Genomic DNA, 21,739 nt, shown 5'->3' with positions numbered 1-21,739 from the left:
CTAACCTCGTAATCCTTTACTCATTTCTGTGCTAACTTATTTGCAAAGGGAGCATTCTAGTCTCGTGTAATATAATTATTAGTTATAACGCTTCAAGCACTAAAAAGACAGAAAAATTGAGTTTTTCTCGATTAACAAACAAAAACATCACTACAGCTTTGCAACCCAGCCCTCATTCCCATACATTAGTTGGCAAGTTTTGATTGCCGATTGTGTTCAACAAGAGATAATCAGAAATTGCATTTTACGAGTGCCGATACATCATGGAATCGTGTATCCTCTCTAGTTAGCTCAAGAAAACATAAGCAGACATAAATATATGAATAACCCTGGTTTAATTATTGCCTTAGTCGCGATTCTTTTGGTGTTGGTATTAGGTTACAACATCATGCTTCAGTACAAAGTTAAGGTAGAAACAGCGAAGAAACAGGAAGCTTCTCGTTATTTAACCATTATTGATGGAACCGAAGAGCTGATTGGCAACGCGCACCACATGCCGTTTAGCCAAGATCTTCTTGTGTGCTTAAATAATCGAATTCTCGATGCATTAGAGAACATGTATCAGCTCGACCCAAAAAATAAGCAGCTTGCCCAGCGTATTGAAAGCGTAAAACAGCAAATCACTCAGCTTAAAGAGAACTACCAAGGTGGCGAAAGCACGGTCTTTAGAGTTCCAAGCAGCGATAAACAAGCAATCATGATGCTCAAACTGGTTAAGCGCCTGCGCGATACGGTTCGCAACGAGCACAACAAAGGCCGCTTTGAAACCCAAGCTTACGTGGTAGAAAACGCACGTTTAGAGACTATTCAGATTCGAATCAACATTGAGAACGTGATTAAACGTGCCAACGATTCAATTTCACGCGGTCAACCAGGTACCGCTATTCAACTGCTTCGTAAAGGTATTGATGCATTAGCAACCAAGAATGACGCATACTCAATGAGAGCAAAAGAAAAGCTTCAGCAGATGCTGAATGACCTTGACCAAAAACGCCAAGACAAAAACGCACACGATTTACAGCAGATGGAATCAAAAGAGCGCGAAGACGATATGGACGCGCTATTCGGTCAGAAGAAAAAGTGGTAACTGCTGCTTAATTCAAACGATTGAGAAGGCCACCTTTAGATATCTAAGGTGGCCTTTTTTATCGCCAACGAATTTCCTTTCTCGATATAGGGAGATCTGATTAGCTGTGATAAACTCCCGCATTATCAACAAACCTGCTCCGACCATGTATCAAGAACTACTCGCTCCAATCCACTCTTTTCTAAAAGCTGAAACGCCAGATTCATGGATCGATGAAGCCAAAAAGCCTGAAAACCTTCACATCATTTTGCGCGATCACATGCTGTGTGAACTTAAAGCAGCGCAAAGCGCTTTATTCCTTATCCGTAAATACGCGGTAGATAAAGAAAGCGCTAAACAACTGAATGAATGGATCCTGCCATACGAGCAATTTGCCTACCGTCGCATCGGTGATTTAGAGTCACTTCGTGGCAAGAGCAACGTTTCAAAACAGATCACAGCAAAAGAAGGCTGTAATTACGGCGCTGACCTTATCGATAAGATGGTGTTGTTGATTAAAGAAGAACTCCACCATTTCTATCAAGTAATGGAACTGATGGAGAAGAAAGGCGTGACTTACCAACCAATTGAAGCAGGTCGTTACGCTAAAGGGCTAATCAAACAAGTAAAAACATACGAACCAGATGCTCTAGTCGACAAACTGATCATCGGTGCCTTTATCGAAGCACGTTCTTGTGAGCGTTTTGCTAAATTAGCGCCTTTCTTAGAAGAAGACATGGAGAAGTTTTACGTATCTCTACTTCGTTCAGAGGCTCGTCACTACCAAGATTACCTTGAGTTGGCCGAGCAAATCGCTGGCAAAGATATCTCAGAGCGTATTGCCCATTTCGCTCAAGTGGAAGCAGATCTGATTACCTCAGACGACAGCGACTTTAAATTCCATAGTGGCGCACCAGTATAATCCGCTAAGAAAGTACGCTCCAACCCAAACAAAGAAGGCCAGCTAATTGCTGGCCTTTTTATTTGTTTCACGCTAGCTATAAGAGAAAGTTAAGCTAGTGTGCCGTTAATTTCAGCAAGCACAGCTGCAGGGTCTACAGCCTGAGTAATTGGACGACCAATAACTAGGTAGTCAGAACCTGATTCAATCGCTTTAGAAGGCGTCATGATGCGCTTCTGGTCACCAACATCGGCACCTACAGGGCGAATGCCAGGAGTCACCAGTTTGAACTCCTGGCCAAGAGCACCTTTCAATAAAGAAGCCTCTTGTGCTGAACACACGACACCGTCAAGACCTGAGTTTTTAGTTAAAGAAGCCAAACGCATTACTTGCTGTTGTGGCTCAAGATCTAAACCGATACCAGCTAAGTCCCATTGCTCCATGCTCGTTAGTACTGTTACACCAATCAGTAATGGACGATCTTTACCATAAGGTTCCAAGATTTCGCGTGAAGCCGTCATCATGCGTTCGCCACCACTTGCGTGCACGTTCACCATCCATACACCCAGCTCAGCGGCTGCGCGTACTGCTTTTGAACATGTGTTCGGGATATCGTGGAATTTAAGATCCAAGAATACTGAGAAACCACGTTTATGTAATTCACGAACAAATTCAGGACCAAACAGGGTAAACATCTCTTTACCCACTTTTAGGCGGCAAGATGCTGGATCAATACGGTCAACAAAGGCTAACGCATCTGCTTGGTTGTCATAATCCAAAGCTACAATGATTTTTTGGTCGTTCATTTCATCTCCTAACGCAGTTAACTTTCTTAAAAAATATTTTCCCACCTATGCAGGCGGTATATAACAGTCATAAAAATGCAGCCCGAAAGCTGCAATTAATAATTTGGTCTTGAATGACCACAAATCTATTCACCATCTAGCCCACGAATAGGCTTGATCGTCCCCCACCCTTTACATGAAGGGCAGTGCCAATACATTGAGTGTGTTGAGAACCCACACTGACGACAACGGTAATGAGGCTTAACCTTAAGCTGTTCACCAACCATAGATTGTAGCGTGGTTAAGCTTTCTTTTGCTCGACCTTCTTCTGCTTCTGCTAGGTGGTAATCGATCAATCGATAGAAACCTTTCATGGTTGGGTTTTTCACGAGTTGCTTAGTCAGTAACTCTTGAGCAGAACCAATATCTTCATGATGAGCGACTAACTGCGCCAGCATCAATTCAGCCGACACACCAGCTTTCTTCTGGATACAAGCTTTAAGGAATTCAACTAACTGAGCTTCGTGTCCAAGTTTGTGGTAGCACTCAGAAAGGGTCGGTAACACCTCACTGATAAAATCGATATCTTGCTCAAGAACAGCCTCAAGACAATCAATCGTCTTTTGGTAATCTTCATTCGCTAAGTGGAATTTACCCAAAGCGATGCTCGCACGCACACACTTAGGGTCTTCAGATAACGCCTTCTTAAAATGCGCTAGTGCTTTAGAGCGATTACCATCGGCTTGTTCTTGCATTGCAAGTTCACACCAAAAATGCGCAACCGTAGCACGCATCTTCATTTTCTTCTTACCTAGCTTTACTAGGATATTTCCGTAATGTATTGCTTTGTTCCACTCTCGAGTTTGCTGGTAAATTGCAACTAACTGCTGCAGAGCACCCTCTTTGTGGTCGGGCTCATCAACCAACTGCTCAAAGATTTTTTCAGCACGATCAAGAAAGCCAGAGACCATATAGTCTTTTGCTAATTGTTGCAGTGCGAGGTTTTTCTGGTCGAGAGTAAGCCCTGAACGGGAGATGAGATTTTGGTGAATGCGAATAGCACGGTCGACTTCACCTCTTGAACGGAACAGATTGCCCAAGGCCAAGTGAGTATCGATGGTTTCATTGTCTACTTGAAGCAGCTCTATGAAGTGATCAACCGCTTTGTCAGATTGATCTGACAGTAATAGGTTCAAACCCGTCACGTATTGACGGGAGATCTGGTGTGATTGCTTTTGTTTTTCTTGCTGAGCATTACGATTACCCATATACCAACCATAAGCGGCTGCAATCGGCAAAAGTAAGAACAGTAACTCTAACATCAAATATAGCCTTTTAAGCTTTAGTATCAGCAGCGACCTGCTTTGCTTGCTTATTGAGTTGCTTCTTCAAGCGATGAATTTTCAGCTGAGATCGCATGTGCATGTTACCAAAGACTAAACAAGCAAGAGCAAAGCCTGAAATGAAGACAATACCTAGTAGGCTGGAAAGGTGGAAATCACCTTGTGCTAGCAGGTAATTAAAATTCACGATAGTTTGGTTTTGAGAGCCTAAAGCCAGTGCAATTAGGAAAAGTGCGATAACGGCGACTATTTTTATAATTTTCATAGTTCATCACTCATTGGTTGGTTAGCTGTACGATTATGCAGGAAAATTACTAATCAGACCACCATATTATGGTCATAAAAAAGCGGCATACATTATAGTATGCCGCTTTTCATAATTCCGATAAGTAGACTACATTCCTGTGTTTACTCGTTCACGTAGCTCTTTGCCTGGTTTGAAGTGAGGAACGTATTTACCTTCTAACTCTACCTTGTCACCAGTCTTTGGGTTACGTCCAACACGAGGCTCACGATAATGCAGAGAAAAGCTGCCAAAACCGCGAATTTCGATTCGATCACCACTTTCTAGTGTTGAAGCCATATGCTCTAAAATATCTTTTACAGCGTCTTCAATTTCTTTTGCAGAAAGATGCGTTTGCTCAGCGCACAGTCTTTCAATCAATTCAGACTTAGTCATAGTTACCCTCGTTGGTTTTCTTTTTAGAAATTATAGACCTATCGGAAAAATAAGCAAAAAAAAAGGAGCCTTACGGCTCCTTTCTTAGCGAAAAGTTAAATTATTCGCCTTTAGCAGCTTTGAATGCGTCTGCCATTGCGTTACCGAACGCGCCTTCTTCAGACTTGTTCAGTGAAGCCATTGCTTCTTGCTCATCAGCTTCATCTTTAGCTTTGATAGATAGGTTGATTACGCGGTTCTTACGGTCTACACCTGTGAACTTAGCTTCAACGCTGTCACCAACGCTTAGGATTAGAGATGCATCTTCGATACGATCGCGAGATACTTCAGAAGCGCGGATGTAACCTTCAACGCCTTCGATTAGCTCGATAGTAGCGCCTTTCGCGTCAACTGCAGTAACAGTACCGTTTACAAGAACACCTTTCTTGTTGTCAGCAACGTATGCGTTGAACGGGTCGTTTTCCATTTGCTTAACGCCAAGAGAAATACGCTCACGCTCTGCATCTACTGCTAGAACAACTGCTGAGATTTCGTCGCCTTTCTTGTACTCACGTACAGCGTCTTCGCCAGCAACATTCCAAGAAATGTCAGATAGGTGTACTAGACCGTCGATACCGCCTTCTAGACCGATGAAGATACCAAAGTCAGTGATAGACTTGATCTTACCAGTAACTTTGTCGCCCTTAGCTTGCATTTCTGCAAATGACTGCCATGGGTTAGCTTTACACTGTTTCAGACCTAGAGAGATACGACGACGTTCTTCGTCGATATCAAGAACCATAACCTCAACTTCGTCGCCAACATTAACAACTTTAGAAGGGTGGATGTTCTTGTTAGTCCAATCCATTTCAGAAACGTGTACTAGACCTTCAACGCCTTCTTCGATTTCAACGAAGCAGCCGTAGTCAGTTAGGTTAGTAACACGACCAGAAAGCTTGTGACCTTCTGGGTAACGCTTAGCGATTGCTACCCATGGATCTTCGCCTAGTTGCTTAAGACCTAGTGAAACACGAGTGCGCTCACGATCGAACTTAAGAACTTTAACTAGGATTTCGTCACCAACGTTAACGATCTCTGATGGGTGCTTAACGCGCTTCCAAGCCATATCTGTGATATGTAGAAGACCGTCAACACCGCCAAGGTCAACGAATGCACCGTAGTCAGTAAGGTTCTTAACGATACCTTTAACTTCAGTACCTTCTTGTAGAGTCTCAAGAAGTTCGTCACGCTCAACACTGTTTTCAGATTCGATAACAGCACGACGAGAAACAACAACGTTGTTACGCTTCTGGTCTAGCTTGATTACTTTGAACTCTAGCTCTTTGTTTTCTAGGTGAGCAGTGTCACGGATAGGACGTACGTCTACTAGAGAACCTGGAAGGAAAGCACGGATACCGTTTAGTTCAACAGTGAAACCGCCTTTAACTTTACCGTTGATGATACCAACAACAGTTTCAGCTTCTTCGCAAGCTTTCTCAAGAACGATCCAAGCTTCGTGACGCTTAGCTTTCTCACGAGAAAGTTGAGTCTCACCGAAACCATCTTCAACAGCGTCTAGAGCTACGTCTACTTCAGCACCAACTTCAACTTCAAGTTCGCCAGCAGCGTTCTTGAACTGTTCAGCAGGGATAGCAGATTCAGACTTAAGACCAGCGTCAACAAGAACGAAACCGTTCTCGATAGCTACTACAGTACCTTTAACGATGCTGCCTTGTTGGAATTCTGTTTCGTTTAGAAACTCTTCAAAGAGTTGAGCAAAAGATTCAGTCATTATTTAATCTTCAATAATTAAACGTCCATGGGTATCCTACCGCATGGGGTTGATAAATTCGCCGGTCATCATCCTTGCGACCAACGTTCTTGCCAGCCGGGCAGAATTACCCAGCTAGTTTCGATTCAATATAGTGTAGTGCTTTTTCTACTACCTGCTCAATATTCATTGAGGTGGAATCAAGCACTAGAGCATCCTCTGCAGGGCGAAGTGGCGCCACTGGGCGATTACGATCTCGGTCGTCTCGCTCTTGGATCTCGCTCAAAAGGTCGTCAAATTTAACATCTAACCCCTTCTGTTGCAACTGTTTAAGGCGGCGAGTCGCACGCTCTTCTGCACTTGCATCTAAAAATATTTTTGCTTCTGCTTCAGGGAAGACAACGGTTCCCATATCGCGACCATCAGCCACCAAACCTGGCGCTGCGCTGAATGCACGCTGACGACGAAGTAGTGCTTCACGTACGCGAGGTAATGCAGCAACTTTTGAAGCCGCCATGCCAGTCTCTTCTTTACGAAGTTCTCCCGACACATCTTCACCTTCTAGGATAACCTTAACTAGGTCGCCTTCAGCAATAAACTGAACGTCTAAATGAGTTGCAAGAGGAACTAAAGCGTCTTCCGATTCAGTATCTACACCGTGATGAATTGCTGCTAAAGCCAGTACGCGATAGATCGCACCTGAATCTAGAAGATGAAAGCCTAGCTTATCTGCTAGTAACATACACAGGGTACCTTTACCTGCGCCACTTGGTCCATCAACCGTAATCACTGGGCTTTGAGAAGGCATCTTTTACTCCACGTTTAGTCGTAAGTTTTATTCTGTACTAGCGAGTCGCCACTACTTTATAGGCGGCATATTATAGAGAAAAATTAGAAGTCGAGCGAGGTAAATCTCAGATAATTCCAAGATGATGATGCATTCGATAATGCAACAGGCCTAATATCAATCACCTGATGCTAATAAGGCTTTCTACTGGCTGTAAATTGGCATAAAAAAGCCTCGCACGAGCGAGGCTAAGTATATTCGTTACTTCAAGCAAATCTAACCGATGATAGCGCGTACCGCTTCCAAGTCTTCTGGAGTATCAACCCCCGCAGCGGGCGCTTCAACGGCAACATCTACGTGAATCTTCTCACCGTACCAAAGTACGCGAAGTTGCTCTAGGCACTCGATACGCTCTAGGGTACTTGGTTCCCAGTTGATGTAGGTATTGATGAAACCCGCTCGGTAAGCGTAAATACCAATATGACGAAGCAACGGAGATTCTGCAGCAGTACCGTTATTAGCGTAAGCGTCACGATCCCAAGGAATCGTTGCACGGCTAAAGTACAGTGCATAACCGTCTTTATCCGTTACTACTTTTACAGCATTAGGGTTAAACACCTCATCAACGTGAGAGATTTCTACACCAAGTGTGGCCATCGGTGCTGTGCTGTTTGCTAGGTTATTTGCTACCTGATTAATAATCGCAGGTGGAATAAGTGGCTCATCCCCTTGTACGTTCACAATAATGTGGTCATCAGGGATGTTCATCACTTCAATCACTTCAGCTAGGCGTTCAGTGCCAGACTCGTGATTCGGTGACGTCATACACACAGTCGCACCAAATGCTTTCGCAGCCTTTTCAACGCGAGCATCATCGGTTGCGATAATAACGTTATCAGCCCCCGCTTTCATTGACTGTTCGTATACCCATTGAACCATCGGTTTGCCGCCAATGTCAGCCAAAGGCTTACCTGGCAAACGGCTCGATTGATATCTTGCTGGTATAACTACCGTGTAAGACATTACTTGCCCTCGTCCATTGAAAGAGTACGAGCTTCAGGTTCAAGAAGAACAGGAATACCCTCTTTAATTGGGTAAGCTAGGCGATCGATTTTACAAACAAGCTCTTGCTTATCCTTGTCAAAAGTTAGTTTACCTTTACATACAGGGCAAGCAACGATCTCAAGCAGACGGTGATCCATAGTATTCCATAACCTCTTTTATTCTTTTTAAAATTTGCTGTTGCGCTTCTTCATCGAACTGCGCAGAAACTGGAAGATACCACCAGTTGTCTTGGGCATATTCTTCGCATTTTACAGCGTCTTTTTCTGTCATAATCATATTCATACCTTTCTTTGCTAAGGCATGAAGTTCATCTTTATCAAAATCCTGATGATCGGCGAAGCCTTGTGTGTAAACCACATCACCATCAAGATCGTCTAATGTTTTGAAAAAGCGTGGCGGGTGTCCTATTCCAGCAAAAGCCACCAGCTTTGGTAATTCTGAAACTGGCTTTTTCTGACCAGTCTTCAGATTAACGGCTTCACTTGGCGCCAAAGACATTGAGAACTCTCGCCCTTGTGCCTTTCCGCCATTGTTAATCAGGAAATCTACGTCAGCTAAACGCGATACTGGCTCTCGCAACGGGCCTAATGGAATCAGACTCTCGTTACCAAAACGCCTTACACCGTCGATAACTGAAAACTCAATATCACGCTCAAGTGCATAATGCTGCAAACCATCATCAGTAATAATGACATTCACGCCTTGATCCAATAAAGCCTTTACTGCATTCGCTCTTACTGGGTCAACCGCTACCGGCGCACCCGTTCGCTTGCGAATCAAGCGGGGTTCATCACCCGAGTGTTCCGCAGGCGTGTTCTCATCCAAAACCAGAGGGTAACTCGGCGCTTTTGCACCGTAGCCACGAGAAACCACACCGGGTTTAAAACCATTGGCTTGAAGCACCTCTACCAACCAAATCACAACGGGGGTTTTACCGTTGCCACCAGCGGTAATGTTACCAACAACAATTACAGGTAGAGGGGGTCGATAGGTTTCTTTCTTTCCAGATAGATAAGCATCACGACGCTGCCCACTGACCATTTTGAACAGCAGACTCAATGGCCACAATAGCGGCCAAAGAAGGTATTTTAACGGGTGATTGTTAAACCAAATCTTTTCGATCACAACAAAGACCTAATCTTATCCACTGAACTGAATTCGATGTAGTTGAGCATAGGCACCATCATGAGCAATTAGCTCTGCGTGCGGGCCTCGCTCTACAATCTGACCATCATCAACAACCAAGATTTCGTCAGCTTGTTCGATCGTCGACAATCGGTGAGCAATAACCAGTACCGTTTTGTCTTTTTGCAGTTCTTCTAATGCAGATTGAATCGCTCTTTCTGACTCAGTATCCAGCGCAGACGTCGCCTCATCAAGAATCAGAACTGGCGCGTCTCTCAACAGTGCTCGCGCGATCGCGATACGTTGTCTTTGACCGCCAGACAAACTTGCACCGTTTTCACCTACTACCGTATCAATACCATTTTCCATGCCTTCGATGAATTCACTTGCATGAGCAAGCTTAGCAGCATGTTCGATCTGCTCTCGGGAATACTTCTCTTCCGCAGCATAAGCGATATTGTTCGCAACGGTGTCATTGAATAGGTGTACGTTTTGAGAAACCAGAGCAAAGTGCTCACGCAGGTTTTTCAGTTCGTAATCACGAATATCATGGCCATCCAGTTCGATAGAACCAGAATCTACGTCATAGAAACGAGTAAATAGGTTAGCAATGGTACTCTTACCTGAGCCCGAACGTCCAACAAGCGCAACCGTCTTACCTTTAGGTATATTAAAGCTCACATTATCCAATGCAGGCTTCTCGGCGCCTTCGTAAGTAAAGGTCACGTCTTTTACTGCAACATCACCACCGACAGTTTCAGGTTTCAAGGTACCCGTGTTCTGCTCAGTGTCTAAGTCCATCAAGCCAAACAGTGTCGTACTTGCAGCCATACCACGTTGGAATTCAGAGGTTACGTTAGTTAATGCTTTCAGTGGACGCATTAGACCAAACATTGCTGAGAACACCACCGTAAACGTACCCGGAGTTAGCTCAGCCTTAATTGAATCAACGCTTGCCAAGACAAGTACAACAACAATAGCAACCGATGCAATCATCTGAATGATCGGGTTAGCGGCCGCTTGAGCTGTTACTAGCTTCATGCTCTGTTGACGCATCTGGTTACTTACTTTATCAAAGCGATGTTTTTCTAAATCCTGACCGCCGTAAGTAAGCACCACTTTGTGACCTTTCAGCATTTGTTCAGCTGACGAAGCAACGTGACCCATGCTGGTTTGCATGTTTTTAGAAATCTTTCTGAATCGCTTCGATACTATGCTGATTGCCCAAGCTACCAGTGGAGCAACCGCAAATAGAACCAAAGACAACTGCCAGCTGTTCCAGAACATCAAGGTTAACAAGCCAATGATGCTTGCGCCTTCACGAACAATACTCACCAGTGCTTTACTGGTTGCTGCAGAAACTTGCTCTGAATCGTAGGTGATTCGAGACAGCAGAGCACCCGTCTGTTCTTTATCAAAGAAAGAGACTGGCATGTGCATAAAGTGACTGAATATTTTACGGCGGATTTCCATCACCACATTGCCAGAAACCCAGCTCAAGCAATAGGTAGATACGAAACCGCTGACGCCACGAATGAACATCATGGCAAAGATAATAAGAGGAAGTGTGCGTAGGAAATCAGATTCTGCACTACCAAAGCCTTCATCAAGTAATGGCTTTAGCAAAGAAATCATGTAGGTATCAGAGACGGCATTTAGAATAAGCGCAATAACCGCAACACCAAGGCCAGCCTTATATAGTCGAATATAAGTCCAAAGTCGTTTAAATGTGACCCAGGTAGTTTCATCTGTTTGTGTTGACATAAAATCGCTTAATTTTCTCACAATAATCTATCTATTCTACTCCCTTACGAAGCATCTGCCTATACCACTGCCGCCCTTGTTCCCCTCTAATCGCATGATAATGCCAACCTTCTTGGTCAATAGTGATGGTTATTTGTCCACTTTCACCCGTATCAAGCCAGGCACTTCCACTTTGTAGGTAACGTTGAATGACAGACTCACTTGGCATCCCCCATTGATTACCTTTTGCCAACGAAGCAATCGCTAACTTTGGTGAAACGGCTTCTATGAAAGGTGTAATAGATGAAGTGTCACTGCCATGATGAGGCACGAGCATGACATCGCTTTTTAGCTGTTCGCCTTCCCGAGCAAGTAACCACTCACTCACGAGTTCAATATCACCCGTGAGCAACATCGAAAAGCCCGAATCTGGTTCAATAATCCGTATGACACAAGAGTGTGGGTTATACGCCCTATTCACTAGTTTTGGAGGCCACAACACCTCGAACTGCACGCTCTGCCATTCCCACACCTCACCTAACATACATGCTTGAACAACTGAGCTCATTTGATGATTCAAACTTTGGCTCGCTCTTATCCATTCAGGTTGGTAGCTCTCAAGCAATGCAGGGTAACCGCCAGCGTGATCAGAGTCGAAATGGCTAATGATAACTCCTTGAATTTCATCAATACCTCTTTGCGATAAAGTAGGAATCAATAGTGACTCGACCATCGACCCTCCTGGCCACGCGTTACCTAAATCGTACACCACCGCGTGACTGTTCTTTTCAAGGATGAGAGACAAGCCATGCCCTACGTCCAAAACATCAATAGTTAACCTGTCCTGTTTAACTTTGCCAAATTCCCACCACAACAGGAATACAGAAATGATGACAGCAGCTGCTCCATGTTTAAGGTATCGAGCAATAAAACCAAAGAATAAGATAGGAGCAACGAGCAGCAGGGTTACGTGATTATCTACCTGAATCCAAAACTGTTCAGAGAACGGCAAGCTAAACACCAAGGGTTCAAGTGATAAATCAACCAGTATCCATAACTGAGTAGAGAAATGAGCCATTGATTCGTTGTCCCCAATTACTGATTCAGCTATCAAACTTAGAAACATCGACAAAAACAGCAAAGGTATCGTCACCATTGATACCCAAGGCAATAGCAGCAAATTGTAGACAACCGAGACCAAGCTAACGCCCTTGAAAAACAACATCGAAAGGGGCGCAATTAACAAGGTCAGCATGACCTGTAATTTGATGAGATTTAGCACTCGTTCAATAAAGGTAGATTTTGTAGAAGAGGCGTTACTATTGAACGCAATGTAGAGAACCGCACCCAATGTGCCAAAAGATAGCCAGAAACTACTGGATAACACAGAAAAAGGCCAAATAACGAGTACGATACACAAGCTGATTAAAACATAACGAGCCACGCTGATGCTTTGCCCACGCCACAGAAAGTAACTTGCCACGACACACATCACTAGCGCTCTCAGGGTCGGCAGTGTAAACCCAGCAAACCAACTGTACAAATAAGCGAAGCCTAAACCAAACAGTGTCGGAAACCATAACAACTGAGGAGACAACAAACGCACTAGCTTCCCCACCTGATAGCCGATACCAAAGGCAATACCAATATGAAGCCCTGAAATCGCCATCAGATGAATCAAGCCGCTACTTTTCAACAGCTCCCATCGCAAAGGAGGAATAAGTTCTCGGTAGCCAAAACTCAAGGCGACAATTAGGTCGTTATTGTTTAGCTGGCTAAGATGATCAAGACTGCGCTCGAACCACCGAGCACGTAGATGGTTGCTAGAGTGGATTCTATATTTAGTATCCGTTCGGTAATTCGCACTTGCCGTAACCCCAGTGCTAAAAAGGTGCTTTTCTAAATCAAAGCCAGCTTCATTAAGCTTTCCAAAAACAGGCTTGATACTGACCGACAAATGAACGTCATCACCCAAAGTGAGCTTGAAAGGCGTAAACAATCGCAATTTTATCAATTGAGGAAAGATTAATTTTTCACCGTCAATTGATCTAACTACTACTACGCTTTCAAAACCATGGCTATTTTCACTAAAAAGACTAACTACTGAGGCATTTATGGTAGTATTCTGCCCTGATTGAAATAAGCGACTTGTTTGGATTTCAATCGCATTCCCTAGGAATACAACGAGTATCAACGCAGTAGCTAGACCTCTTGTACCTCGGAAAACGCTATACTTTATTGATGCGATTAGTAATAACAGCATCAATGGTGCCAATACCCAATGTGGCATCACAGGCCAGAAGCTGGCAGACACAACTGTCGCAGCAAATGAAATCAAGAACCAAGTGTTAAACAAGAGAGTAGCTTCCTCCTATGCCAAGAAAGTTTATCAAACGATTTATGCCTGACCATGAGCTCATCAAGCGTCAGAAAGCATTAAAAGTTTTTGGCAATGTTTTGTACAACCCCAACTTATGGTGCCTTAATCGTCGCTCCGCGGCCGGCGCGTTCGCTGTTGGGTTATTCATGGCGTTTGTCCCTCTACCAAGCCAAATGATTATGTCTGCAGGCCTAGCCGTTGTATGTGGTGTTAACTTACCGCTGGCTGTCGCTCTCGTTTGGATCAGTAACCCCGTAACCATGCCAGTCTTGTTCTACTTTGCTTATAAAGTAGGTGCATTCGTTATGCATGTTCCGCCACAAGCCTTTCACTTCGAGCTTTCTTGGGACTTTATCTTGGCGCAAATGAGCACCATCGGACCTCCGTTTCTGCTGGGCTGCATGATTTGTGGTGTGATTTCAGCAATGATTGGTTATTTTGGTATTCGAGGCTTATGGCGCTACTCAGTAGTAAGAAGCTGGAAGAAACGACAAGCAAGATAGTGAACCTATACTGACGCGCTCTCCACTTTTAATGGATAGCGACCAAAATCAGACAAGTTATAAGCCATTAGATGATAGGCATGTAATGAAAGTCTTAGATAATACAGTTTGAATTCAATAAAAAAGGATCCCACATGGGATCCTTTTTTGTATCTGTCGAAACAGGAGATTTGTTATTTGGAGCTCAACACAGAAGCTGGATTTAACTTCGCAGCTCGAGATGCTGGGTACCATGTCGCCAGCAAACTTAAAGCGATTGCAGTACCTGATACCACAACGACATCCATCATATTCAGCTGTGATGGCAAGAAGTCGACAAAGTAGATATCACCTGACAGAAATTGGTGATCAATCAGCTTCTCAAGCCCTTTAATAAGAGTGGTCAGATTGAGTGCAACCAAAACACCTATCGCACTACCGACTAAGCTACCTAATACGCCAGAGAACACCCCCTGCCAAACAAAGATACGCTTAACTAAGCCATCGGAAGCACCCATGGTTCTTAGGATTGCGATCTCCGAAGCTCTGTCTTTTACCGCCATCATCAATGTCGAGACAATATTGAAACACGCAACACCAATCACCAGCACCATGACTAAATACATAATGGTGCGAACCAATTGAATATCTCGATATAAGAAGCCGAACTTCTGTTGCCAACTACGCAGGTAAACATACACATCAAGTTGGTTTCCGACCTCTCGGACAATCTCGTTCGCGTTCAGTACATCGGTCACTTTCAAAGAGACACCTGTCACTGCCTCACCCAAGTTCGCGTAAACTTGAGCATCACCAATCGGAATGAGCGCTAAGCTATGATCGATTTGTCCATTAAGCGTCAGCAAGCCGGCAACTTTTACTCGTACCCGCTTGGGCGCCTGAACCTTAACAGAGCCGTTGACTGTGGGGATCATCAAGGTCACATAATCACCCACTTGAGCGCCAAGCACATTGGCCACACCAGAGCCTAAGATGATCTGTTGCTGTCCTGCTTTGAAATCGCTCCACACTTGCTTATCAATGAAGCTTGATAAACTCGATACCTGCTGCTCAAGCTGTGGGTCAACACCACGCACTTCAATCGCTTTAAGTTCTTTGCCCTTTTCAGCGAGCGCTGTGATTTTCACATAAGGCGCAGCTGCAACGACTTTGTCATTTTTTTCGGACTGCTCTACCACATGCTCCCAGCGAGTTACAGGTTTATTGACCCCTTCAAACTCACCATGTGGAATCACAGAGAGCACGCGCGATTCTAGCTCACGCTCAAAACCATTCATGGCTGATAGACCGATAATGATCACCGCCACACCAACCGCAATACCAATCGTCGAAGACAAGGAGATGAAAGACACCATCTTGTCTCGCTGTTTAGCACGGCTGAAGCGGCCGCCTATCAATAGAGATAAAGAAGAAAACACTTAGCTCTCCTCTTTTTCTACGTTAACCAACAAACCATCTTGCATGTGCAGTTGGCGGTCCATTTTAGCTGCGAGTTCGCCATCATGGGTCACGACTAAAAAGGCAGTATCGTACTCTTGGTTTAACTCTCGCATTAAGTCATAAATAGAAAGCGCAGTATTGTGGTCAAGGTTACCCGTCGGCTCATCCGCTAGTACAAGAGCTGGCTTGTTGACTAATGCACGGGCAATCGCCACACGCTGCCTTTCACCACCAGAAAGCTCTGAAGGTCGGTGATCAACTCGATGACTCAGCCCCACTTTATCAAGTAGCAACTGTGCTTCTTGTTTCGCTTTCGCAGGCTTTTCACCGCCTATTAGCAATGGCATAGCAACGTTTTCTAGTGCAGAAAAGTCGGATAGCAAGTGATGGAACTGATACACAAAACCAAGGTGTTGGTTGCGAAGCTTAGCCTGCTTGTTCGAGCTCAGAGACGCTAGGTCTTGACCAAGAAAGCTCACACTGCCCGCAGAAGCATCATCAAGCGCCCCTAGGATATGCAGTAGCGTACTTTTACCCGACCCAGAGGTGCCAATAATCGAGACCAGTTCACCTTTTTCGATCTCAAAGCTCACCCCTTTGAGGACTTCGGTATCCAACGAGCCTTCACGGTACGTTTTACGGATATCATTACATTGAAGAAAATTACTCATAACGAAGGGCCTCAGCAGGTTTCACAGAAGATGCACGGTAAGAAGGGAAAATAGTAGCAATCAAGCTAAGTGCAATAGCGAGTACCACCACAACGGCGATTTGAATTGGGTTAATCAAAATAGGTAACTGACCACCAAACGAAAATAGAGCAACTCCCATCGCTTCTAAAATCGGGTTAAGGTTCATTGCCAGGACAACGCCTAGTGCGCCACCCGATAGTGCGCCAATCACGCCGCTACTCGCACCCTGAACCATAAAGATGCCCATCACTTGACCATCGGTCATGCCTTGGGTTTTAAGTATCGCGACCTCAGATTGCTTCTCCATCACCACCATAATCAGCGCAGAGATAATATTAAATGCAGCAACCCCGATGATAAGACCAAGCATTAGACCCATCATGTTTTTCTCCATACGAACCGCTTGGAACAGCTCGCCACGTTGGTCGCGCCAATCGCTCCATAACCATCCTTCAGGTAAGGGTTGGTTCGATAGCTCCGCGACTTCAAATGGGTCTTCAAAAAACAGGCGCCAACCTGAAATAGTGTCCGACTTATAACGCATCAAACGCCCTGCGTCCTGAATATCCGTAACCATAAGTTGAGCATCAATGTCCGAGCCTGTATTAAAGATACCTGCTACGGTGAAATTTCGCTGGCTAGGAATACGGCCAAGTGGTGTGTACTGGCTTGCGCTAGTCACCATTAGACGAACCTTGTCGCCCATTGATACCTTTAGGTTTCTCGCCAACGTGTGACCAAGAAACAGCTGATATTGCCCGGCTTTAAGTGAAGACAATCGACCAGCAATAAGGTGGTCTCGAAGTGGGTCATCAGAATTGGGTTGGATGCCAATCAACAGGCCCGCTGACAGTTGCGCTGGACTCTGAATCACCGCCTCACTGCGAACAATCGGTTCAACATGACCATTAAGCGACATTTGCTTAGCAAAACCAGGAGCCTGTTCAGAGAGTAGCGTCTTACCGCCTTGCTCATAAACCACTGCCTGAGGGAGAACGCCGAGAATTCGGTCTTTTAATTGCGCTTCGAATCCATTCATTACCGACAAAACAGTAATCAAAGACAGCACACCAATGGTGATACCCGCTGTCGACATATAAGAAACAAAACGGCTAAAGCGATCACCTGAACGGCCTTTCAAATAACGTAGGCCAACAAACATTGAAATAGGATGAAACATACTTTGAACCATCAAAAAGGGATGCGGGTTAATGTAACGGGTATTGCTGTTACTGTGTAGGGGTTAATTGAAAATATAGAGTGAATTAACTCAATTAGTTAGGCCTGAAAAACAGAACCCTGTCAAAACACCAAATTTCAAACAACTATTTGATAGTTTCAATTAACTGACCTTGATTACTGCCGCCACATAGCGATAATCAATAGATCACTTCAAGGAACTAACGCATGACAGAACAAGAGTTTTTCACTGTTCACCACAGTCTTACCGCTAATATAGAACCGATGGAAAGTAACTTCACTTTACCCTCTCAAATTCAGTTCGAATCCGAGATCCCTGCCCCTTTTGTTGTGGCAAGTGAATTTAGCCAGTTGGACCTATTAGCCGACAGTGCTCGCGCTGAACTGAAAAACAGCGACTTGAAGAATGTCACCAGTTTATTGGATGCACAGAACTCCAAATTAAACCTGTTGTTGAGCTTTATGTTATCGCAGCAAGATGATGAGAAGTTTCGAACTCACACCTACTCATTCGGTGCGAGCCAATTTTCCTGTTTTTCTAAGACAGACATCGAACCGGGTCGCTTGGTAAAGGCGAAGCTGTTCTTGGAACACCCTGCCGCAGCGATTTACTGCTATGCGGAAGTGTTTGCAAGCCAACCTAAAGATTCAGGTTTCGAAATTAACTTCAAATACGCTCATCTTCGTGATATTGACCAAGACCTGCTGATCAAAGCGGCACTTCATCAACAACAGAAACTTTTGCGTCAACGCTCTCTAGACCGAGATAACAAGTAAATTAACATGACCAAACAATCTATTTTTACCCTACCTACCCTCAAAGGAGCCGGTGACAAAAAGCACATTGGTAACCTTGTGGGTTCGTCTCTCGCTCTTGCTATTGCTAAACTCGCAGAGCAACACAACAGTCATACTGTACTTGCTGTGCCAGATCCACAAATCGCACTCAAGCTGCAATCTGAAATTGAGCAGTTTACTGCAAGCGAAGTCGCGCTATTCCCAGACTGGGAGACTTTGCCATACGACAGCTTCTCACCACACCAAGAGATCATTTCAGATCGTATCGCGCGCCTTTATGCATTGCCAACGCTAAAAGACGGCATCACGATCGTGCCGATCAGCACCCTACTCCAGCGCCAATCACCACGTGACTTCTTGCTACAGCACACTCTAATGGTGAAAACCGGCGATCTTTACTCACTAGAGAAACTGCGCCTGCAGCTTGAAAAATCTGGCTATCGTTACGTTGACCAAGTATTTGGTCCGGGTGAATACGCGAGCCGTGGCTCTATTCTTGACCTGTTCCCAATGGGCAGTAAAGATCCTTATCGTATCGACTTCTTTGATGACGAGATCGACACCATCCGAACCTTCGATCCAGAGAACCAACGTTCTATCGAAGACATCTCTGAAATTCGACTCTTACCAGCGCACGAGTTTCCAACTTCGGAAACAGCGATAGAAGATTTCCGCATTCGTTGGCGTCAACAATTCGATGCACGCCGTGAGCCAGAATCGGTTTACATGCAAGTATCAAAAGGTACGTGGCCTGCTGGTATTGAGTATTGGCAGCCTCTATTCTTCGATCACACAGAAACACTGTTTGACTATGTCGCTGACGAAGCACAGATTTTGGTTTTAGGTGATGTCGAAACCGCTGTTGATTCTTTCCTTGTTGATGTCGCACATCGATACGACCAACGTGGGGTCGATCCATTACGTCCTCTATTAGCGCCAGAACAGCTTTGGCTGAAAAAAGACGAACTGTTCGCACACTTCAAGCAAAAGCCACAGGTCAACCTGAGCTTAGAGTCTATTGAAGAGAAAGCTGGACGCATCAACCTTCCGGTCACGTCACTGCCTGACCTCAGTGTTCAACACCAAAACAAAGAGCCTTTGGCTAACCTAAGAAAATTCACTGAAGCCTTCGATGGCAAAGTTGTTTTTTCGGTTGAGTCAGAGGGTCGTCGTGAAGCATTAAGCGAACTACTTCGTGGTATCAAAGTACGACCAAACGAAGTAGAAAACCTAGATGCAGCCTTTAAGGCCAAAGACAAGTTCAGCCTGATCTTAGGTTCAGCTGAACACGGTTTTGTTCACGAAGAAAAAAACATCGCGCTTATCTGTGAAAGCGACTTACTCGGCGACCGCGTTGTTCAACGCCGTAAAAAAGATAAGAAAAGCGTTAATAGCGACACCGTTATCCGCCACCTAGCGGAGCTAAAACCAGGTCAACCTGTTGTGCACATTGACCACGGTATTGGTCGTTACATCGGTCTTCAAACCCTCGAAGCCGGCGGCATGAAAACCGAATACGTGACGCTTGAGTACCAAAACGAAGCCAAGTTATACGTGCCAGTTGCTTCTTTGAACCTTATTGGACGCTACTCTGGTGGCGCCGAAGAATCCGCGCCACTGCACAAGTTAGGTGGTGAGGCTTGGCAAAAAGCGCGTAAGCGTGCCGCTGAAAAAGTACGTGACGTTGCTGCAGAGCTGCTGGATGTCTACGCCAAGCGCGAGCTTAAACCTGGCTATAAATTTGTTTTAGATCGTGGGCAATACGCAACCTTCAAAGCTGGCTTCCCGTTTGAGGAGACAGATGACCAAGCGATGGCAATCAATGCGGTTATGTCTGACATGTGCCAAGCCAAAGCCATGGACCGCTTAGTGTGTGGTGATGTTGGTTTTGGTAAAACCGAAGTGGCGATGCGCGCAGCTTTCGTGTGTACGGACAACAGTAAACAAGTGGCGGTTCTGGTTCCGACTACCCTACTTGCTCAACAACACTTCGAAAACTTCCGAGACCGTTTCGCGAATTTACCGATTCGTGTCGAAGTGCTTTCTCGATTCAAGTCCGCTAAAGAGCAAAAAGCGATCATGCAAGATGTCGCAGACGGCAAGGTTGATATCCTAGTCGGTACTCACAAACTGCTCTCTAGTGATATCCAGTTCAAAGATCTTGGCTTACTGATAGTCGATGAAGAGCACCGCTTCGGTGTCCGTCAGAAAGAGAAAGTAAAAGCGATGCGTGCCGATGTCGACATCCTAACGCTGACTGCAACCCCAATCCCAAGAACGCTCAACATGGCGATGAGTGGGATGCGTGACCTATCGATCATTGCTACTCCACCAGCACGACGCTTAGCTATCAAAACTTTTGTTCGTCAAAGTGACGATGCAGTGGTAAGAGAAGCAGTACTTCGTGAAATCATGCGTGGTGGTCAGGTTTACTTCCTGCATAACCAAGTCGATACCATTGAGAAAACCGCAGAGTCATTACAAAAATTGATTCCGGAAGCGCGGGTAACGGTCGCTCACGGTCAAATGCGAGAGCGCGAACTAGAACGCATCATGAACGACTTCTACCACCAACGCTTTAACTTATTGGTGTGTACAACCATCATCGAGACCGGTATCGATGTTCCGACAGCCAACACCATCTTAATGGACAGAGCCGATAATCTTGGTCTAGCACAGCTTCACCAATTGCGTGGTCGTGTGGGTCGTTCTCACCACCAAGCCTATGCATACCTACTGACGCCACATCCGAAAGCGATGACTAAAGATGCGATTAAGCGATTAGACGCGATTGCCTCTTTGGAAGACTTGGGGGCAGGCTTCACTCTCGCAACACACGATTTAGAGATCCGTGGTGCCGGTGAGCTGTTGGGTGATGAACAGAGTGGTCAAATCCAATCTGTCGGCTTCACACTGTATATGGAGATGCTAGAGCAAGCGGTTGAGGCCTTGAAAGAAGGTCGTGAGCCGTCACTTGATGATCTGTTACGTGAGCAAACTGAGATTGAGATGCGTATTCCAGCACTCTTGCCAGACGACTATATTCCAGACATCAACACGCGCTTATCAACATACAAACGTATTGCGAGCGTGAGTGACACAGATGAACTTGCAGAGCTGAAAGTCGAGCTTATCGACCGCTTTGGTATTCTTCCTGATGCAACTAAGAACTTATTATCGGTTTCCGAGCTTAAGTTAGCGGCGGCCTCTATTAAAGCGAAGAAAATTGAAGCGCACGATAAAGGCGGATTTATCGAATTCTACCCGGATGCTGACATAAACCCGAACTACCTTGTTAAACTGTTGCAATCTCAACCGCAAAAGTTTTCAATGGAAGGACCAACTAAGTTCAAGTTTACGATACCATTGGTCGACAGACGGAAACGAATTCAATTTGTTAGTGATTTATTAGGCGAATTCAGACAGAACTTGCTGTCTTCAGCGTAAAGCCTAATCCACTTGCACATATAATTTATCCAGCC

General features: G+C 45.0%; 19 protein-coding genes. 5 read left to right on the top strand and 14 right to left on the bottom strand.

The window, feature by feature from the left end:
- Window positions 1–319 precede the first annotated feature (319 nt).
- Together BTO10_RS11625 and miaE are read left to right on the top strand one after the other, a co-directional pair.
- Window positions 320–1,087, top strand: a complete 768-nt coding sequence (locus BTO10_RS11625; RefSeq protein ID WP_004741985.1) for a hypothetical protein — start codon at window positions 320–322, stop codon at window positions 1,085–1,087.
- Window positions 1,088–1,193: 106 nt separating this feature from the next.
- Entirely contained in the window at window positions 1,194–1,988 is a 795-nt protein-coding gene (gene miaE / locus BTO10_RS11620) for a tRNA isopentenyl-2-thiomethyl-A-37 hydroxylase MiaE (protein ID WP_284473949.1), read from the top strand.
- Window positions 1,989–2,077: 89 nt separating this feature from the next.
- Here miaE and pyrF read toward each other — a convergent pair whose 3' ends face one another.
- From pyrF to BTO10_RS11565, 11 genes are all read right to left on the bottom strand, one after another.
- Window positions 2,078–2,773: an orotidine-5'-phosphate decarboxylase gene (pyrF, locus tag BTO10_RS11615; protein WP_105024613.1), complete on the bottom strand. Its 696-nt coding sequence runs from the start codon at window positions 2,771–2,773 to the stop codon at window positions 2,078–2,080.
- A gap of 125 nt (window positions 2,774–2,898) precedes the next feature.
- Window positions 2,899–4,074 (bottom strand): lipopolysaccharide assembly protein LapB, encoded by a 1,176-nt coding sequence (gene lapB, locus BTO10_RS11610; RefSeq protein WP_004741982.1) that lies wholly within the window; start codon window positions 4,072–4,074, stop codon window positions 2,899–2,901.
- Between the two features lie 13 nt (window positions 4,075–4,087).
- Complete coding sequence (locus tag BTO10_RS11605; protein WP_105024612.1) at window positions 4,088–4,360, bottom strand: LapA family protein; 273 nt, start codon at window positions 4,358–4,360, stop codon at window positions 4,088–4,090.
- A gap of 129 nt (window positions 4,361–4,489) precedes the next feature.
- Window positions 4,490–4,774 (bottom strand): integration host factor subunit beta, encoded by a 285-nt coding sequence (gene ihfB, locus BTO10_RS11600; RefSeq protein WP_004741980.1) that lies wholly within the window; start codon window positions 4,772–4,774, stop codon window positions 4,490–4,492.
- Between the two features lie 100 nt (window positions 4,775–4,874).
- Entirely contained in the window at window positions 4,875–6,545 is a 1,671-nt protein-coding gene (gene rpsA / locus BTO10_RS11595) for a 30S ribosomal protein S1 (protein ID WP_061031784.1), read from the bottom strand.
- Window positions 6,546–6,651: 106 nt separating this feature from the next.
- A complete protein-coding gene (cmk, locus tag BTO10_RS11590) occupies window positions 6,652–7,332 on the bottom strand; it encodes a (d)CMP kinase (RefSeq protein ID WP_004741977.1) in 681 nt (226 codons plus the stop codon).
- 255 nt (window positions 7,333–7,587) lie between these two features.
- A complete protein-coding gene (gene kdsB / locus BTO10_RS11585; protein WP_004741975.1) occupies window positions 7,588–8,334 on the bottom strand; it encodes a 3-deoxy-manno-octulosonate cytidylyltransferase in 747 nt (248 codons plus the stop codon).
- Window positions 8,334–8,513, bottom strand: a complete 180-nt coding sequence (locus BTO10_RS11580) for a Trm112 family protein (protein WP_004741973.1) — start codon at window positions 8,511–8,513, stop codon at window positions 8,334–8,336. Before BTO10_RS11580 ends, kdsB begins: the two co-directional genes overlap by 1 nt.
- Window positions 8,494–9,501 (bottom strand): tetraacyldisaccharide 4'-kinase, encoded by a 1,008-nt coding sequence (gene lpxK / locus BTO10_RS11575; RefSeq protein ID WP_105024611.1) that lies wholly within the window; start codon window positions 9,499–9,501, stop codon window positions 8,494–8,496. Before lpxK ends, BTO10_RS11580 begins: the two co-directional genes overlap by 20 nt.
- A gap of 15 nt (window positions 9,502–9,516) precedes the next feature.
- Window positions 9,517–11,265 (bottom strand): lipid A ABC transporter ATP-binding protein/permease MsbA, encoded by a 1,749-nt coding sequence (gene msbA, locus BTO10_RS11570; protein WP_105024610.1) that lies wholly within the window; start codon window positions 11,263–11,265, stop codon window positions 9,517–9,519.
- A 31-nt stretch (window positions 11,266–11,296) separates the two neighbouring features.
- Window positions 11,297–13,600 carry a DNA internalization-related competence protein ComEC/Rec2 gene (locus tag BTO10_RS11565; protein ID WP_105024609.1) on the bottom strand — a complete coding sequence of 768 codons (2,304 nt, stop codon included), beginning with the start codon at window positions 13,598–13,600 and terminating at the stop codon, window positions 11,297–11,299.
- 17 nt (window positions 13,601–13,617) lie between these two features.
- On the opposite strand from BTO10_RS11565, the gene BTO10_RS11560 reads away from it, so the two are divergent.
- Window positions 13,618–14,127, top strand: coding sequence for a DUF2062 domain-containing protein (locus BTO10_RS11560; RefSeq protein ID WP_008223866.1), 510 nt, complete (start codon window positions 13,618–13,620; stop codon window positions 14,125–14,127).
- A 173-nt stretch (window positions 14,128–14,300) separates the two neighbouring features.
- Here the strand turns inward: BTO10_RS11560 and lolE are convergent, their stop codons facing one another.
- From lolE to lolC, 3 genes are read right to left on the bottom strand one after another with little or no spacing between them, the layout of a single operon-like run.
- Entirely contained in the window at window positions 14,301–15,545 is a 1,245-nt protein-coding gene (gene lolE, locus BTO10_RS11555) for a lipoprotein-releasing ABC transporter permease subunit LolE (RefSeq protein WP_105024608.1), read from the bottom strand.
- Entirely contained in the window at window positions 15,546–16,238 is a 693-nt protein-coding gene (lolD, locus tag BTO10_RS11550) for a lipoprotein-releasing ABC transporter ATP-binding protein LolD (RefSeq protein WP_105024607.1), read from the bottom strand.
- On the bottom strand, window positions 16,231–17,439 hold the full coding sequence (lolC, locus tag BTO10_RS11545) for a lipoprotein-releasing ABC transporter permease subunit LolC (RefSeq protein WP_105024606.1): 1,209 nt from the start codon (window positions 17,437–17,439) through the stop codon (window positions 16,231–16,233). The genes lolD and lolC overlap by 8 nt, the downstream gene beginning before the upstream one ends.
- A 227-nt stretch (window positions 17,440–17,666) precedes the next feature.
- Between lolC and BTO10_RS11540 the strand changes: the two genes are divergently transcribed.
- Window positions 17,667–18,236, top strand: coding sequence for a PilZ domain-containing protein (locus BTO10_RS11540; protein ID WP_105024605.1), 570 nt, complete (start codon window positions 17,667–17,669; stop codon window positions 18,234–18,236).
- Between the two features lie 6 nt (window positions 18,237–18,242).
- Complete coding sequence (gene mfd / locus BTO10_RS11535; RefSeq protein ID WP_105024604.1) at window positions 18,243–21,704, top strand: transcription-repair coupling factor; 3,462 nt, start codon at window positions 18,243–18,245, stop codon at window positions 21,702–21,704.
- Window positions 21,705–21,739 lie beyond the last annotated feature (35 nt).

Source organism: Vibrio chagasii (assembly GCF_002954585.1).
GTDB classification, from domain to species: Bacteria; Pseudomonadota; Gammaproteobacteria; order Enterobacterales; family Vibrionaceae; genus Vibrio; species Vibrio chagasii_A.
The sequence above is the reverse complement of the archived record's forward strand: the minus strand, read 5'-3'. Positions and strand labels throughout refer to the sequence as shown.

What these genes read in the sequence shown, in the direction of transcription:
- BTO10_RS11625 (WP_004741985.1), top strand. Translation starts at nt 320, where the DNA reads ATGAATAACCCTGGTTTAATTATTGCCTTAGTCGCGATTCTTTTGGTG.
- pyrF (WP_105024613.1), bottom strand. Translation starts at nt 2,773, where the DNA reads ATGAACGACCAAAAAATCATTGTAGCTTTGGATTATGACAACCAAGCA.
- lapB (WP_004741982.1), bottom strand. Translation starts at nt 4,074, where the DNA reads ATGTTAGAGTTACTGTTCTTACTTTTGCCGATTGCAGCCGCTTATGGT.
- BTO10_RS11605 (WP_105024612.1), bottom strand. Translation starts at nt 4,360, where the DNA reads ATGAAAATTATAAAAATAGTCGCCGTTATCGCACTTTTCCTAATTGCA.
- ihfB (WP_004741980.1), bottom strand. Translation starts at nt 4,774, where the DNA reads ATGACTAAGTCTGAATTGATTGAAAGACTGTGCGCTGAGCAAACGCAT.
- rpsA (WP_061031784.1), bottom strand. Translation starts at nt 6,545, where the DNA reads ATGACTGAATCTTTTGCTCAACTCTTTGAAGAGTTTCTAAACGAAACA.
- cmk (WP_004741977.1), bottom strand. Translation starts at nt 7,332, where the DNA reads ATGCCTTCTCAAAGCCCAGTGATTACGGTTGATGGACCAAGTGGCGCA.
- kdsB (WP_004741975.1), bottom strand. Translation starts at nt 8,334, where the DNA reads ATGTCTTACACGGTAGTTATACCAGCAAGATATCAATCGAGCCGTTTG.
- BTO10_RS11580 (WP_004741973.1), bottom strand. Translation starts at nt 8,513, where the DNA reads ATGGATCACCGTCTGCTTGAGATCGTTGCTTGCCCTGTATGTAAAGGT.
- msbA (WP_105024610.1), bottom strand. Translation starts at nt 11,265, where the DNA reads ATGTCAACACAAACAGATGAAACTACCTGGGTCACATTTAAACGACTT.
- BTO10_RS11560 (WP_008223866.1), top strand. Translation starts at nt 13,618, where the DNA reads ATGCCAAGAAAGTTTATCAAACGATTTATGCCTGACCATGAGCTCATC.
- lolD (WP_105024607.1), bottom strand. Translation starts at nt 16,238, where the DNA reads ATGAGTAATTTTCTTCAATGTAATGATATCCGTAAAACGTACCGTGAA.
- lolC (WP_105024606.1), bottom strand. Translation starts at nt 17,439, where the DNA reads ATGTTTCATCCTATTTCAATGTTTGTTGGCCTACGTTATTTGAAAGGC.
- BTO10_RS11540 (WP_105024605.1), top strand. Translation starts at nt 17,667, where the DNA reads ATGACAGAACAAGAGTTTTTCACTGTTCACCACAGTCTTACCGCTAAT.
- mfd (WP_105024604.1), top strand. Translation starts at nt 18,243, where the DNA reads ATGACCAAACAATCTATTTTTACCCTACCTACCCTCAAAGGAGCCGGT.